The sequence below is a fragment of the Frankia sp. CcWB2 genome (assembly GCF_977927585.1).
Genome location: NZ_CDWRCM010000086.1, coordinates 1 through 15,405, shown reverse-complemented (window position 1 = coordinate 15,405; position 15,405 = coordinate 1). Strand labels below are relative to the sequence as shown.

8 protein-coding genes and 1 pseudogene are annotated in these 15,405 nt (G+C 69.8%); 3 read left to right on the top strand and 6 right to left on the bottom strand.

The features are described 5' to 3' along the window. The 3 genes and pseudogenes from ACY45C_RS11150 to ACY45C_RS11140 all read right to left on the bottom strand — a co-directional run. On the bottom strand, positions 1–1,903 hold a 1,903-nt coding region (locus tag ACY45C_RS11150; RefSeq protein ID WP_462187545.1), incomplete at its 3' end, for a serine/threonine-protein kinase. 303 nt (positions 1,904–2,206) lie between these two features. Continuing rightward, a pseudogene (locus tag ACY45C_RS11145) lies at positions 2,207–2,777 on the bottom strand (response regulator). A gap of 135 nt (positions 2,778–2,912) precedes the next feature. After that, a complete protein-coding gene (locus tag ACY45C_RS11140; protein ID WP_462187544.1) occupies positions 2,913–6,329 on the bottom strand; it encodes a hybrid sensor histidine kinase/response regulator in 3,417 nt (1,138 codons plus the stop codon). Between the two features lie 172 nt (positions 6,330–6,501). Between ACY45C_RS11140 and ACY45C_RS11135 the strand changes: the two genes are divergently transcribed. After that, complete coding sequence (locus tag ACY45C_RS11135; RefSeq protein WP_462187543.1) at positions 6,502–8,775, top strand: SpoIIE family protein phosphatase; 2,274 nt, start codon at positions 6,502–6,504, stop codon at positions 8,773–8,775. Positions 8,776–9,044: 269 nt separating this feature from the next. After that, the gene (locus tag ACY45C_RS11130; protein ID WP_462187542.1) at positions 9,045–9,866 is read left to right on the top strand and encodes an ATP-binding protein; all 822 of its coding nucleotides are present in this window, start codon (positions 9,045–9,047) and stop codon (positions 9,864–9,866) included. Between the two features lie 95 nt (positions 9,867–9,961). Here ACY45C_RS11130 and ACY45C_RS11125 read toward each other — a convergent pair whose 3' ends face one another. The 3 genes from ACY45C_RS11125 to ACY45C_RS11115 all read right to left on the bottom strand — a co-directional run bounded on the left by ACY45C_RS11125 (position 9,962) and on the right by ACY45C_RS11115 (position 12,737). Then, on the bottom strand, positions 9,962–10,222 hold the full coding sequence (locus tag ACY45C_RS11125; protein WP_462187541.1) for an NlpC/P60 family protein: 261 nt from the start codon (positions 10,220–10,222) through the stop codon (positions 9,962–9,964). 293 nt (positions 10,223–10,515) lie between these two features. Next, the gene (locus ACY45C_RS11120) at positions 10,516–10,962 is read right to left on the bottom strand and encodes a hypothetical protein (RefSeq protein ID WP_462187540.1); all 447 of its coding nucleotides are present in this window, start codon (positions 10,960–10,962) and stop codon (positions 10,516–10,518) included. A gap of 362 nt (positions 10,963–11,324) precedes the next feature. Further along, positions 11,325–12,737: a type III PLP-dependent enzyme domain-containing protein gene (locus tag ACY45C_RS11115; protein WP_462187539.1), complete on the bottom strand. Its 1,413-nt coding sequence runs from the start codon at positions 12,735–12,737 to the stop codon at positions 11,325–11,327. A gap of 558 nt (positions 12,738–13,295) precedes the next feature. Between ACY45C_RS11115 and ACY45C_RS11110 the strand changes: the two genes are divergently transcribed. After that, positions 13,296–14,894 (top strand): diaminobutyrate--2-oxoglutarate transaminase family protein, encoded by a 1,599-nt coding sequence (locus ACY45C_RS11110; RefSeq protein WP_462187538.1) that lies wholly within the window; start codon positions 13,296–13,298, stop codon positions 14,892–14,894. The last annotated feature ends 511 nt before the right edge of the window (positions 14,895–15,405 follow it).

Genomic DNA, 15,405 nt, shown 5'->3' with positions numbered 1-15,405 from the left:
CCGGCCATCCGCGCTCACCGCGACGCTCGCCACCGTACCCGTGTGTCCCCGCAGCTCGGCGAGCAGACTCACTCGCTGACCGATTTTGATCGCCGACTGAAGGTCGCCGTCGTCCGTGAGCCCGGGCTGGGCCAGCCGCCATAACCGGATCACCCGGTCCGTCCCCGCCGTCACCATGGTCGTGGACGCCCGCACCCCCATGGCTGGACCGGATGCGGGTACCAGCGCGACGGCGAGCAGGCCCTTCACCATTGCCGCCGGGGCGATCCCGGCCGCGGGGGCTGCGATCTCCCGTGGCTGCGGCCACCGCGGGCAGGTCGGTAACGTGACGCACCCGGCCAGGACCGATGATGCTCCACACCGACCCGCCGAAGTCACCGATGATAATTAGATATCGACCATCCGGGGTGATCAGCAGATCGCGGATCGCTCCCGTCGCCGGCCCGATCTGCCGGACGCTCGCATTGACCAGCGCCTCCGCCGCGGCCGAGGTCGGAGCCGTGCGGTAGGCCGAGACGGCGAGTTGACCGGCGAGATCCGGTTCCCGGTCGAGAAGGCGCATCGCGCCACGGGCCGCCTCGCGCGACGTGGCCGCCGCGCTGCGCTCCCGCAGCGTATCGACGATCACAACGGTCGGGAGGACGAGCACCGAGGCCGCCACGCCAATCGAGAGCACGCGTCGGAGCCACCCGCGGTCCAGGTGATCCCCCGGTGACGATGATGACGATAAGGCGGAGACGTTCCCGGTTTTCTCCTGGACGTGGCTTGCGCGCGCGCTCGCGGCCGCGGTGGGCTGTGGGGCAGGCGCACCGGCCACGGAGGCCGACGGACCGGGAGACGACGGACGCATCCGCGGCTCTGCTCCGGTACGGACGGCGCTGAGAGCGACCGCGGCGGCCGGCGGGACGGCCGTGATCTCCGCGGCCGGCCCGGCCCCACGTACCGCCCTGGTCTCGAGCACGGCCTCGGTCTCAGTCGCGGCCTCGAGCACGATCTCGAGGCCGTGTATGGCACCGATGGCACGGGCAGCGAGGTCGCTCGTGCCTACGACCTCCGGTTTCGACTCGGACTCGGCCGCCCGCCTCGTCTGCACCGGGACCGGCGTCTCGATGACACCCGCAGGCAGGGCGAGACGCCGGGTGGGCTCGACCGCAGGCTCCGCCTCGCTGCTTCGTGTCGGATGGGCCACCAGCTGTTCGAGCAGTTCGGCCGCGGCCGGCCGGCGCTTCGGGTCCTTGCGCATCGCCGCCGCGACCAGCTCGCGCAGCTCCGGACTGAACACGGACAGGTCGGGTTCCGCGTAGACGGCCCGCTGCAGCAGGACCCGGGGCGTTCCGGCACCGAATGGCGGCCGGCCGGTCACGGCGAATAACAGCACGCTGCCCCAGGTAAAGACATCCGATGCGACGGTGGCGGTCTGTCCGAGAACCTGTTCGGGCGTTATGAACGCAAGTGTGCCGATACCGGACGGCGGTCCGCCCGGATTATTCATGCTTACCGCATTCATCGCTCGGAAGAGCCCGAAGTCAATCAGCCGCAGCCTCCGCTCGGAAAGAACCACATTGATAGGCTTCAGATCGCCGAGGAAAATTTCCGATTCGTGCAGTGCGGCCAGAGCCGTCGCCAGCCCGACGGCGAGCCGGTGGGTGTCCGGTCCGGACAACGCTCCGCCGTCGGCGACGGTTGCGGCGAGAGTCGGGGCGTCGATGAACTCCGCGACGACGTAGGGGGGGCGAGCGCCCGTGTCGAGGTCGAGGATGGCGGCGAGGCAGGACGGCGCCAACCGGCGGATGTTGTCGAGGTCGACGCGCAGGCGCCGACGGAACTCTGTGTCCCGCCCGAAGGGCGCGGTGATCGTCTTGACGAGGACCGGACGCGCCTCGCCGTTACGTGCAAGAAACACCGGTCCTGTCCTGGCGTCGACCAGCTTCCGTTCAACTGTATACGGACCGATAGTCTGGAGATCAGTCCCAGTGAGCCCAGGGAGGTTGCGCCGGGATATCGCCATATGACGAAACCTCCTACGACTACACAAACCGGCCGTGCCGGCACGGCGGCGGATCTGGTCGACAAATTCATGTTATCGGCGCGGGCCATGGGCCGGGCGCCCCCTTGTAGTGGTCGAGCAGCCGCACCCACGCCATCCCGCATAATGCTGGCGGGAGGCCGGCGCCCGCCGGCGGGCGCCGGCCGGCGCCGTGGACGATCAGGCGTTCGTCGGCCGAGCGAAGGGCTGCAACCGAGCGACGAGTCCGCGGACCTCGGCCCCGGCCGCCGCGAGGGTCTCCTCGGCGGAGCTGCGGCCGCTGCCCTCCAACAGGACGTCCAACGCGATCAGCCGCTCCGCGATCTCCGTCATCAAATCAAAGTCGCGAACACGCTGGTGGACCAGCTCGGCCAGCCGCTCGTTCTTCTCGAACAGCTCGACGAAGACGCTGACCTTGGCCCGGAGCAACCAGGGGTCGAAAGGCTTCGCGATGTAGTCGACCGCGCCGACAGCGTAGCCGCGGAACGCGTGGTGCGGCTCGCGGTCGATCGCCGTCAGAAAGATGATCGGAGTGTCTCGGGTACGCCCCCGCTGCTTGATCCGGTGCGCTGTCTCGAAACCGTCCATCACCCGACGACGCCGTGACGAGATCCTGATCCAGCGAGGCGAGAATCGCCTCCAAGGCCATCAGGTTGTCCGCTCGATCGTCGACCAGCAGGATCTTGCTGCGGGGCCGTTCCGTGCTCGGCCCACCTTCGCCGTCGACGGAACCGCTGGTCCGCTCGGTCACCCGCCTGCCTCCTCCTTCGCGATCGCCCTACCGACCCGTGGTGGGCGTCGCCACCCCTCCACGATCACTGATCGCTCCCGACGGCATCTCACCGCCCCACCGATAGCCACCCGATGCGCACCATACGCGATCTGATCAATACAGATACGACCGCATCACCCCGAGGAGATGGTCCAGATCCACGGGCTTGGTGATGTAGTCGGTGGCCCCGGCGGTGATGCTCTTCTCCCGGTCTCCCGGCATGGCCTTGGCAGTCAGCACCAAGATCGGCAGATCCGCGAACGCCAGCATGTCACGGATCATCGAGGTCGTTTCATTGCCGCCCATGCCCGGCAACATCACATCCATCAGCACGAGGTGCACGGGCGGGGTGTCCTGCTGCAGCATACGGATCGCATCATGACCGTTGTCGGCGTAGAGGACCCGCATGCCGTACATCTCCAGCGCACTGGTGAGCGCGAAGACGTTGCGGACGTCGTCGTCGACGACCAGCACCGTGGCACCGACCAGGGGATCGGATCCTTCCGATCCCTCGGTCAGCGGGCGGCTGGCGGACTCGGTGGACTCGGTGAGGAACGGAGTCCCCACCGTGACGGGCTCGCTCGGCCGCCAGCCCGAGGTGAAGGCCGCCGAGCCATCCGCCGGCCCGCCGGCCGCGGCGGACCAGTGGGCGCTGCCGATTCCACCCGTGCCCCCGTGCCCGGCGGTTCCCCCCGCGCCGGACCCGGAACGGGTCGGGGACGAGGTCGGCGGGGACGGGGTCGGGGACGAGGTCGGCGGGGACGGGGACGGGGTCGGGGACGAAGGTACGAGTGCCGTCGTGCCGAACCGGTCCGCGTCGGGGCTCTGCCATCCGTTCGCGGGCCCGGCATCGCGGCCGGCGGACGCGGGTCCGCCACCCGCTCCCGCGTCCACCCTCTCACCCGACCGCCGCCCGAGGTACTGGCCCGACGGATCGACGATCATGAGAACGTTGTCCGGCTCGCCCGGCGTGACCCCGAAGGACGGCATCTGCGCCGGCGGGGCCGACGGCAGGTAGAGGGTGAAGGTGCTCCCACGGCCGACCACGCTGGAGACCGCGATGGCGCCGCCCAGCAGGCGGGCGATCTCCTTGCTGATCGACAGGCCGAGCCCGGTGCCGCCGTAGCGACGCGACGTCGTGCCATCCGCCTGCTGGAACGCCTCGAAGATCATCCGAAGCTTCTCGGCGGCGACCCCGATTCCGGTGTCGGTGACCGCGAACGACAACACCGTGCCCGCGGAACACAGGCTCGGCGAGAGGAAGGGCAGATCCGACCGGGCGACGGTGACGTCGAGCCGGACGGTGCCGGTGTCGGTGAACTTCACCGCGTTCGACAGGAGGTTCTTCAGCACCTGCTGGAGGCGCTGCTCGTCGGTGACGAACTCGGCTGGCACGTCGGGAGCGAGGTTGACCTGGAATGACAGGCCCTTCTCCTCCGCCACGGGGCCGAAGACCCCGGCGACCGCGTCGCAGAGCGCCGCTGTGCGCACGGTGGTCGCATCGACGTTCATCTTCCCGGCGTCGACCTTCGACAGGTCCAGGATATCGTTGATCAACTCGAGCAGCTCGGAACCGGCGGAGTGGATCGTCTCGGCGAAGTCGATCTGCTTGCGGGAGAGGTTACGGTCCGGGTTGTCGGCCAGCAGCTTGGCGAGGATGAGCAGACTGTTGAGCGGCGTGCGCAGCTCGTGGCTCATGTTCGCCAGGAACTCCGACTTGTACTGCGACGACAGCGCCAGCTGCTCGGCCTTCTCCTCCAACCCGATGCGGGCCAGCTCGATCTCGTGGTTCTTCTCCTCGAGCAGCGCCGCCTTCTCCTCGAGCTCGTTGTTCGTCCGCTGCAGCTCGACCGACTGCGAACGCAGCTCCTGGGTGAGCCGCTGGGACTGGGCCAGCAGCTCCTCCGTCCGAGCGTTCGCCATGATCGTGTTCAGCACCACCCCGATGGTGTCGACGAGCTGGTCGACCAGGGTGAGGTGCAGCTCGGAGAACGGCGAGAACGAGGCCAGCTCGATGACGCCGAGCACCTGGTTCTCGAACACGACCGGCACGACGACCAGGTCGCACGGCGGCGCCTCGCCGAGTCCGCTACGGATGTTAAGGTAGCCGGCGGGTACGTGCTCGACCCGGATACGGTCGCGCTCCAGGGCCGCCTGCCCGATGAGTCCTTCGCCGAACAGGAAGGTGCCGTCCGAGCGGCGCCGGGGCACCGAGCCGTAGCCGGCGACGTAGCGCAGCTTGTCACCCTCGATGAAGTCGAGCAGGTAGACCGTGCCCTGCTGGGCGTTGACCGCGGGCGCCATCTCGCTGATGATCATCTGGCAGACTGCGTAGAGATCGCGCTGGCCCTGCATCTTGCTGCCGATCCGGGCCAGGTTGGACTTCAGCCAGTCCTGCTGGGCGTTGACCTCGGTGGTCTCGCGCAGTCGCGCGATCATCTGGTTGATGTTGTCCTTGAGCTCGGCGACCTCGCCCTCGGCCTCCACCGAGATGGACCGGGTCAGGTCACCGCGGGTCACCGCGGTGGAGACGTCGCCGATCGCCCGCAGCTGGATGGTCAGCGTGGACGCCAACTGGTTGACGTTGTCGGTGAGGTCCTTCCACGTTCCGGCGACTCCGGCTACGGTGGCCTGACCGCCGAGCTTACCCTCGACGCCGACCTCCCGGCCCACCCGGGTGATCTCCGCGGCGAACGAGGAGAGCTGGTCGACCATCGTGTTGACGGTGTCCTTCAGCTCAGCGATCTCACCCTGCGCGGTCACGGTAATCTTCTGGCTCAGGTCGCCGCGGGCCACCGCCGTGGTCACCAGCGCGATGTTGCGGACCTGGCTGGTCGGGTTGCCCGCCATCGAATTCACCGACTCCGTCAGGTCCCGCCACACCCCCGACACCCCGCGCACATGCGCCTGGCCGCCCAGGTTGCCCTCCGTGCCCACCTCACGGGCGACCCGGGTCACCTCGTCCGCGAACGACGACAACTGGTCCACCATCGTGTTCACCGTGGTGCCGATCCGCAGGAACTCCCCACGCACCGGCTGGCCGGCGATCTCCAACGCCATGTGCTGGGACAGGTCCCCCTCGGCCACCGCCGCTATGACCCGCGCCACCTCGTGGGTCGGCCGGGCCAGGTCGTCGATGAGGGAATTCACCGCCTGCGTCATGTCGGACCAGCCGCCGGGGCTGCCCATGTCCTCCATTCGCAGGGTGAGCCGGCCGTCACGGCGGATCACCTTGCTGACCCGGGCCAACTCACGCGCGTGGCGCTCCTGGATGGCGGCCAGCTCGTCGAACTTGCGCACCACGTCACCGGCGTAGCCGTCCCGCGCCGCGAGGCGGGTCGAGAAGTCGCCCTCGCACAGGCGGGTCAGCCCGTGCAGGAGATCCGCGATCAGCTCGTCGACGGCGGCCATCGGCGCCCGAGTGTCGTCCGCGGGAAGGGATGCATGGGGCACGATGGTCGCGGTAGCGTCACCGCCGGGTGCATCCAGATCATGACGAGCCGAGGGTTGCGGGTCGTATGCGGGGCTCATTGGTCTCCTACCTGAGCTCGGTCGACACGATCGTCCCGGATCCCGGGCCGGGCGGAGGACCCGGGTCAAGGGCGGTCTCCCACGGGCACCAGCGTGGGGCGGCGTCGGTGGACAGGTGACACCAGCCGCCAGTATCCGCCTCACGATGGACAACGCAGGAGAGACTGAGCACATGTATGGCGCAGCAGGGGGTGGGACGATGCCGGCGCGCGCCATCGCGTTGCCACCGACGCCCGACTCCCCCCGGGCCGCCCGGCGCTTCCTGCTCGAGGCGTTGCACGGGCGGCTGGACGACGACCTGTTGGACTCCGCGCTTCTGCTCGTCACCGAGCTGGTCACCAATGTCGTCGTGCACGCGGGCACCTCGGCCACCGTGGAGGTGCGCGCGGACGGTGACGGCGTGCGGGTCGGGGTCGCCGACCGGCATCCGGTCCGCATCGGCATGGCCCGGGTAAAGAAGGTCGGGGACGCCGACTTCGGCATCGACGGGCTGCGCGAGGACGGCCGCGGCCTCGCCCTCGTTGACGCGCTCGCGACGAGCTGGGGGACCGAGCACGGCCGCGGTGGCAAGACCGTCTGGTTCCGCCTGGGAACCGTCGGCGACGGCTCGCACACCCCGGCGGCGGGCGACGACGAGGCCGCCGGTGCCTCGTCGTCCGCGTCCTCGTCCTCGCCCGCTGTGGCTGTGACCAGTCCCGCGCCCCGCGCGGCCCCGGCCCCCGTGGTACCGGCGCGTCCGGTCCGACTGATAGCCCGGGACACCGCCCGTGCTCTCACCGCCGAGGGCGAGGTCAGCGAACTGCTCGCGCAACTGGTGGACGCGCTCGCGGTAACCGCTGGGCTGGTGCGGCGTCCCGGGCGCGACGGCGGCCGGTTGGAGACCGTGGCCACGCTTGGGGCCGTCAGCTCGGTCACCGAGGCGCTCTCGTTCCCGCTGGATCCGACGCAGGAGAGCCTCGGCGAACTGCTGCTCTGGCCGGCGGCCGGCGGCCGCCCGAGTGGTTCGGGCGGCACCGGCGGTTCGGGCGGAGCGGAGGTCTCTGGCGAGGTCCGCTGGACGGATGCCGCCGCGGCGGCCGGGCTGGACGTGGAACGCATCCGCCTGACGACCCGATGGATGGCCCTGGCCCTCGGCGGCGGCGACATGCGACGCGCCGAGGAACGCCGCATCGGGATGCTGTCCTTCCTCGCCGAGGCGTCCGATCTGCTGGCGGGCAGCCTGGACCTGAGCCGCTCGCTGGCGCTGCTCGCGCGGTTGCCGGTCCCACGGTTGGCCCAGTGGTGCGCGGTGTACCTGCACCGGGAGAACGCCGATCCCGCCCTGTGGGCGGCGGCGCACGCGGAGGAGAATGCGGCGGGCGCCCTCACCGCTGCCGCGGTCGACCCGGACGGCCTGTTGATGGCGGCGGTGCGCTCCGCGAGCGGAGACCGGGTGCGTTCGCTGACCGCGCTCGGCGGACCGGCGCTCGTGATGGTACTGCGGGCCCGGCGGCAGGTACTCGGGGTGCTCGCGCTCGGCCGCCCCGAGGGCAACGCCTTCGCCGCGGACGAGATCGATCTACTCGCCGACCTCGCGCGCCGGGCCGCCTTCGCAGTCGACAACGCCCGGCTCTACAGCCGGCAGGTGGAACTGGCCGGCACGCTCCAGGCGGGTCTGCGCCCACCGGAGCTGCCGATGATCGAGGGACTGGATCTCGGTTCCGCCTATGGCGCCGCGCAGTCGGCGGGTCTCGACGTCGGCGGCGACTTCTTCGACCTGCTGTCGGGTCCGCTCGGCTGGACGATCGCCATCGGCGACGTCTGTGGCAAGGGTGCAGAGGCCGCCACCGTGACCGGGGTGGCCCGCGCCGTCCTGCGGCTGCTGACGGGCCGGGGTACGGAGCTCGGCGAGGTGCTGCTCGAGTTGAACCGGACCCTGCGCGACGCCACGTCGTCTCATCCGAACGGGCAGAGCCGGTTCTGCACCCTGGCCGCCGCCGCGATCATGGCGCCGGCCGGCGGACCCGCGGGGAGCGAGTCCGCCGACACCAGCACCAGCACCAGCACCAGCACCGGCACCGGCACCGGCACCGGCACCGGGATCCGACTGCGGCTGTTCCTCGCCGGCCATCCCCAGCCGGTGGTGCTGCACGCTGACGGGCACGCCTCGCTCGTCGGTCGCCCGGGAACCCTGCTCGGCGTCCTCGACGACGACGAGGTCTCGTTTCCGGGGTTCGAGATCGTCCTGCGCCCGGGCGAGTCACTGGTCTTCTACACCGACGGGGTGATCGAGGCCCGCAATGGCGGGAAGCTGCTCGGCGAGGACCGGCTCCTCGACGCGATCGGGGGGTGCGCGGGACTGTCAGCGCAGGGGATCGCGGATCGCGTCCTGGCCGCCGCCGAGCGGTTCGCCGGCGGCAACCTGCGCGACGACGTCGCGATCCTCGTGGCGCGCGTGCCCGGCTGACCGGCATGATGGGCGCTCCGGGCTACCTCCGAGGGCACCTCCGGTACGCCCGCGGGCGTACCGTGGGCCCCGGACCCCACGGGCACGAAGGCCCGGGCCCCACGGGCACGAAGGGCCCACGGAAGGGCCCACGGAGAGGAGACACCACCGGGCGCCGTGCCGGATGCCGTATCGGCATGGCCTCAAGAGGTGCGATCCGGAAACAGAGGCTTCAATCCCCACCCAGTGGGTAGAGCCACCTCGATATCCTCGCACAGGCTTGGTGGTCGATGAGCGCGTTTTCGGTCCCGATGGATGTGGTACGGCAGGCAACGTCCAGTTGCCCACCCGCAACCCACATACTCGCCGAGCTCCCCTATCTGCCCTCTGCCGTCCCGCAGGCCCGCAGGGTGCTCCGTGAGGGCATCCGGCTGGCGGACCTTCCCGAGGACGTGCGCGGCACCGCCGAGCTGCTCGTCAGTGAGCTCGTGACGAACGCGGTCAAGTACGGGCAGCCGCCGCTGTGGCTGCTCATCGAGATACGGCCCGGTCTGATCCACGCGTCCGTGTCGGACACCTCGACGGTCCTGCCGCAGCGGCGTGAGGCCGCGCCGGACGCCGAGGGCGGTCGCGGCCTGCTGGTTCTCGACACGTTGGCGGGCAGCTGGGGGACGGTGGCGGTCGAGTCAGGGAAGTACCTGTGGTTCGACCTGCCCGTGCCGGTTCTGCCGGCGCCGGTGATGGGTCGGCGGTCCACCTCCGTCCCCGAAGCCGACGGCGCGGCATCCCCGGACGCCGGGAACTCCTCGCTGCCCGAGGGGCCGTCGTCCGCCGACGGGTCGTCACCGACCGAACCCGCCGAACCCACCGCCGTGACCCGCTCCGCCCCGGCGGCCCGGTGCTCCCCACCGATCCGCCCCCCGGCCGCATCCGCCTCCGCATCGGCCCTGCTGTCGTCCGCCTTTGGGATGTCCCCCTTCCCGGTCCTATCGAGGCGGTCGAGATCGGACCGTGCCGGATCAGGCCGCACCGGAGCGGCACGCGCGGGTTGGGAGGCGGCCCGGCCAAACGACGCCAAGGCGGCCGTCACGATCATCACCAAGGGCCTCTGACGCCGTCACGTCATTCCCCACCCGGCCCTCCCCCGCAGCGGATGGGTCCGACATGGTCGGCGAATCACCTGATCATTGGTCAGCGGGTCAGCGGGTCAGCGCAGAAGGTCTGGTGGCGCCGGTAACCTTCTCGTACCGGTCGAGCGAAACGATGCTGACGACGTCGCCGGTGTGGGGGCGTGCAGCACCTGGTTGCCGCCGAGGTAGATGCCGACGTGCCCGGGGTTGTCGGGGGTGCCATCGGAACCGGCGGCGAAGAGCGGGTCGCCGGGTTGCCAGGCCGAGACGGGCGTCAACGGGATGCTCGGGCCGGATGCGCCGGCCGGGGCGCTCGCGGCGTCCAGGGCGGCGGTCATGGTGGGAACGCGGGCGAGGATCGCGGCGGCCGAGTTATGGGGAGCAAGGCACGGTCCAGGGACCGCAGACCGTGCTCAGGTCCCCCAAATTCGCCGGCCGGCTGCCGGCTCAGTGTCGCCTGTGCGGCGCTGTCGCCCCGGCGTCCATAGGCAGTGAGGCTTAGCGGCACCTTGATGTGATGCCATGGCAAAAGGGCGTGCGCTACTTGAAAAGCAATGCGACACCGGATCATGACGTCGCGTGACGTCACGATCGTCCGAGCGGGCCGCATCCCGCCACGGGCCACGTCCCGTCAGAGGACGGGCGTCCACCCCTGCCCGACGACGCACCGCCAGACGCGGCCACCCGAACCGGTCGAGCCCCCGAGGACGAGCTGGCCCGTGGTCACGCAGTCGGCGGGCTGCGGATCGGTGACGCTGATCCGCACCCAAGGATGCAGGATGTCGTTGCCCTGGTGGACGTTGAAGTTGTCCCCGAACACACCGGCGCCGCCGGCCTTGTTGACGGCGAAGATGGGTTGGTTCAGATGGTCGTAGACGATGAACAGCTGGCCGTTGGGCCCGCCCGTCGACTGGATACGAAGCCCCTCGGCACTCTGGTTGGTCGCCCGGAACACCCAGGGGTTGCCGGTGAAACTGCTCTGCGCGTATGCGTAACCACCGCCGCCAAGCAGCCCGCCGACGAGGGTCGCCGCGCCGAGCACGCTGATGGTCCTGAGACGATGTAGGTACGAAAACATGGGTCTTCTCCCCGATCGATACTCCCGGCCGTGTCCTGGTGTGACTCCCGATCCGCAGTCACGGCTGATCCGATAGGAATGCCACCATAGATTGCTAGTTGTCTATTCATTGTGACAGAAGTCCTGCTTTTGACCAGCCGAACAGACCAGAACCACGGCACATCAGCCCCCGCCGTCCGCAATGTCCCATTTAGGCGCCAGACCGATAAACGGTACGCATCGTCCCATCAACAGATTGTCAATAATCTGAAAAATGCGACTTGGATTAATATTTCCCAGAATGCCAGAAATAACTGCCATGGCGGCTGGAGCGATGAACTTAAACCTGGTGCTGAGGGAACATTCCTCTCCCGGGTATCCGATCAGCTCGACCGATCGGTGGGAAACGGAGCATGCCGCGTTCCCTGAAGCTCGACGCGCCGGGCTCGGGGGTGGCCAAGGAAATCCGGCAGCGCGAACTCGTAGCCGTACGCACCCGCCATGGGGAAGACGACGACGTCACCCGACCGCACCCGATCGACCGTGATGTCACGGGCGAGGGTGTCCTCCGGCGTACACAGCTCCCCGACCACCGTCACCGGACGACCTTCGACCACCGCCTCCCGCGTGTCCTTCGGCTCCGGCGCCGGCCCACCGTTCCGGCCCGATCTCTCCACGACGGCGAAGTTATGGATGATCTCCCACGATGTCGGCAGCGCGAAATGATGAATTCCGCCACGCAGAATCACGAATTCCGTCCCGTAGGAATGTTTGACGTCGATCACTTCGGCGGCGTACCAGCCGGAGTCGGCCACCAGCATCCGCCCCGGCTCGAAGATTACCCGAGTTCCGTCCGGAACCGGCAGCGAACTCAGTCCCTCACCAAATCGGATTAGGTCGAAGGGCCGGTCACCGCGCCGGTCCGGTTCGAACGGAACCCCGAATCCACCGCCCACGTCGACCATCCGCAGCTCGATCCCGGCCGCGGCAGCCGTCCGGGCGGCGAAATCGAGACACCACCGGACGTAGCCCAGATGGGCGGCGGCATCGAGATTGCCGGACACCGCGTGGACATGGAATCCGACGACGTCGATATGGGCCAGATCCGCCGCGAGTTCGAGCGCGGCGGGGACCTCCGTTTCGGGAATGCCAAACGCACTCGGCCGACCGCCCATCTGGAGGGAGCCTGCCAGTCCCACTCGGGCCGGGTTGACGCGCACCGCCGCCCGTACCCGACGGCCGAGTCGGGCGGCGACGGCGTCCAGGCGGCGCAGTTCACCGAAGCTCTCGACGTTGACGACGTCGACGTCGGCCGAGACCAGCGCGGTAAGCAGGGTCATCGATTTCCCCGGTCCGGAGGCGACCAGGTGGGGACGCCGAGCGGGGTCGACCCGGCCGTACGCTGCCTGCGCCAGGCGCACCTCGTGCGCGGAGGAGACCTCGAAACCGTCGATGCCCCGGCCGCTGGCGCCGGTCCTGGCGCCGGTCGGGGTGGCGCCCAGGCTGGAGTCACTCCGTTCCCGCCCCGACCGAGGGATGTCCGGACCGGGCCCACGCAACAGGGCGTCGAGTATCGGCGGAAAGCTGTTGGCCTTGACCGCGTAGCAGACCTCCGCCCACATGGACAGGCAGGCCCGCAGCGCCGCGGCGTTCCGCGCGGCCGCCGCCGGGTCGTAAAAGTAGGCACTGACCTCTCCGGCGCCAGCCGGCCAGTCACGCACCGCGGTCAACACCGGGCGGGGGAGGCTTTCGGCGGGCAGGGCGCGCAGCGGCGCGGCCGAGGGCGGCAGGTCCACCAGATCGACTCCTCACTCCATCAGTCGTCCGAGACTCCCTCAGGCGCCCGAGCTCAGCCGCGTCGTCCGCCAGGGACAGGACAACCCACTCTGCCGCCAGGCGCACAGGAGCGATGGCGTGTGCCGCGGGCTGCCGAGCGCGGACGCATAGTCCAGACGGGTGGTCCAGACGGGTGGTCTCGGATGGGTGGTCTCCATCTGGACCCGACTCTGTCGGCTAGCCCGATGGTGGGACGACGAAACACGGATCGGATCCGCAAACGGTGCCTGATACCTCACACGGACCGCCTCCGGCTTCCGTGCCGCCGGACGATCGCGGGACGTTCGTCACCGCCATAACCGGTTGTCTGATCCGGATCGACGGGCGTGTAGTGGACATGCCGCAAACACCACAGCCTAAGGCCGATGTTTCTGCCGCAACCCGACTCCCCCGGACGGACTATGAAGAGACCACCAAGTCTGCTTGGCGCCACCATAACCTTGCGCGGAGCAACCATGGTGCGACTGGCTTAGGTTAGGCTTCCCTCAATCAGCCTGCGCGAAAGGGAGTCGCCCGCGATGACGGTTTCCGCTCGTGACGCCGCCGCCGGCGGCCCAGCCGGCCGCACGGCGCCCTCCGCGGCCGTGCCTTCCGTAACCACGAGAGCCGCGACGACGCCCCCCGTGACCACACCCCCCGTGACTACGACCCCCGTCGCCGCCAGGTCCACGCCCGCAGCCCCCGCCACCGCGGGTCCCACGTCCGCACCCACGGGTGCCGCGAACCCGGCCATGATCCTCGCGCGTCAGCGTCAGCGCGAATCGGCGGCACGGACCTATGCGCGGACCCTCCCGATCGTGCCTGTCCGGGCGTCCGGAACCATGGTTCTCGGCGCGGATGGCCGCCGCTACCTGGACTGCCTGGCCGGCGCCGGAACGCTTGCACTGGGACACAACCATCCGGTGGTGACCGAGGCGATCACGTCGATGCTCACCCGAGGGGCCCCCTTGCACACGCTCGACCTCGCCACCCCCGAGAAGGACGCCTTCACCGATGAACTCCGTGGCTGCCTGCCGGCCGGCATGGGGAGCGATGTGAAGCTGCACTTCTGCGGCCCGAGCGGCGCCGACGCGGTCGAGGCGGCCATCAAGCTCGCGCAGACGGTGACGGGCAACCAGACCATCCTCGCGTTCACCGGTGGATACCACGGGATGACGGCGGGCGCCCTGGCCGTGACCGGGAACGTCGCCGTCAAAGATCCTCTGCCGCCGTCGACATCCGTCGTACGGCTGCCGTTCCCCTTCCCCTACCGGTGCCCGTTCGGGGTGGGGTCTGGTCGCGCCCCCGGTCCGGACGGTGCCGAGCTGTCCGCCCGCTACATCGAACGTCTCCTCGATGACCCCGCCGGAGGGGTCGTCAGGCCGGCGGCACTGATCGTAGAACCGGTTCAGGGCGAGGGCGGGGTGATTCCCGCGCCCGACGGCTGGCTCCGCGCCGTCCGCGAGATCACCCGTCGCCGCGGCATCCCACTGATCCTGGACGAGGTCCAAACGGGAGTCAGTCGCACCGGGAAGTACTGGGCCGCGCAGCACAGCGGTATCACCCCCGACATCATCGTCATGTCCAAGGCGATCGGCGGCGGGCTGCCACTGGCCGTCATCGCCTACCGGTCTGAGCTGGACACCTGGGCGCCCGGGGCACATACCGGCACCTTCCGTGGAAACCAGCTGGCGATGGCCGCAGGCCACGCCACGCTGCGCCTGGTGCGGGAGGACCGTCTCGACGAACGCGCCGCCCGGCTCGGCACGCGCCTACTCACCGGCCTGACGGAGATCGCCCGGGACCGGCCGCAGGTGGGCGACGTGCGCGGCCGCGGGCTGATGCTCGGCGCCGAGATGGTCGATCCGACCGCAGCCCCCGACCTCGTCGGCGCGCACCCCGCCGGTCTGGTACGGGCCGAATGTCTGCGCTGCGGCCTGATCATCGAGCTCGGTGGGCGGCACGGCGCGGTCGCCCGGCTGTTGCCACCACTGATCCTCAGCGATGAGGAGGGCGATCGCGTCCTCACAATCCTCGCCGACGCCATCGATGCCGCCGTCCGCAGGCTCTCCGTCCACGCGGCCTTGGGACACCCACCCGCCGATCAGGCACCCGTCGGGTTCGGATCCGCCGGATGATCCCCCCGCGCAGCCCTGACACACCTGTCGCCACCGCGCCAGCCGGGAAGCCCACGCCAGCCGGGAAGCCCACGCCGGCGGAGGAACGGGGGCGGAGGAATGGGGGGCCCACGGACGGTCCGCGGATGCGGGAGGTCCCTATTCTCCCGGGGCTACGGCCAATGGTCGATCTCGCGTTGGCCGCCCTCGACGATGGCCGCCGGATCCGCGGCGGCCCGCTGCCCGCCGGTGGTCCACCGGTGGTGCGCGCCATGACCAGGGCTGCCCTCGGCCTGACTCCGGCCGATCCGATTCCGGCCGATCCGACCCCCCGGACGGTACAGGGACCCTGCTACCGAGGGCCGGAATCGGCCCGTCGGCCGCGCTGACCGGCCTGGTCGAAGCCCTCTGGCCGCCGGTTCCGCGGACCCGGCGGACCCATGGTGCGCCGCCCATCTGCACTGGATCTGGATCTGGATCTGTCGCTGATCTTGTGATTCTTCTGGCCCGCCGGTGATCATCGGGTGAGGAG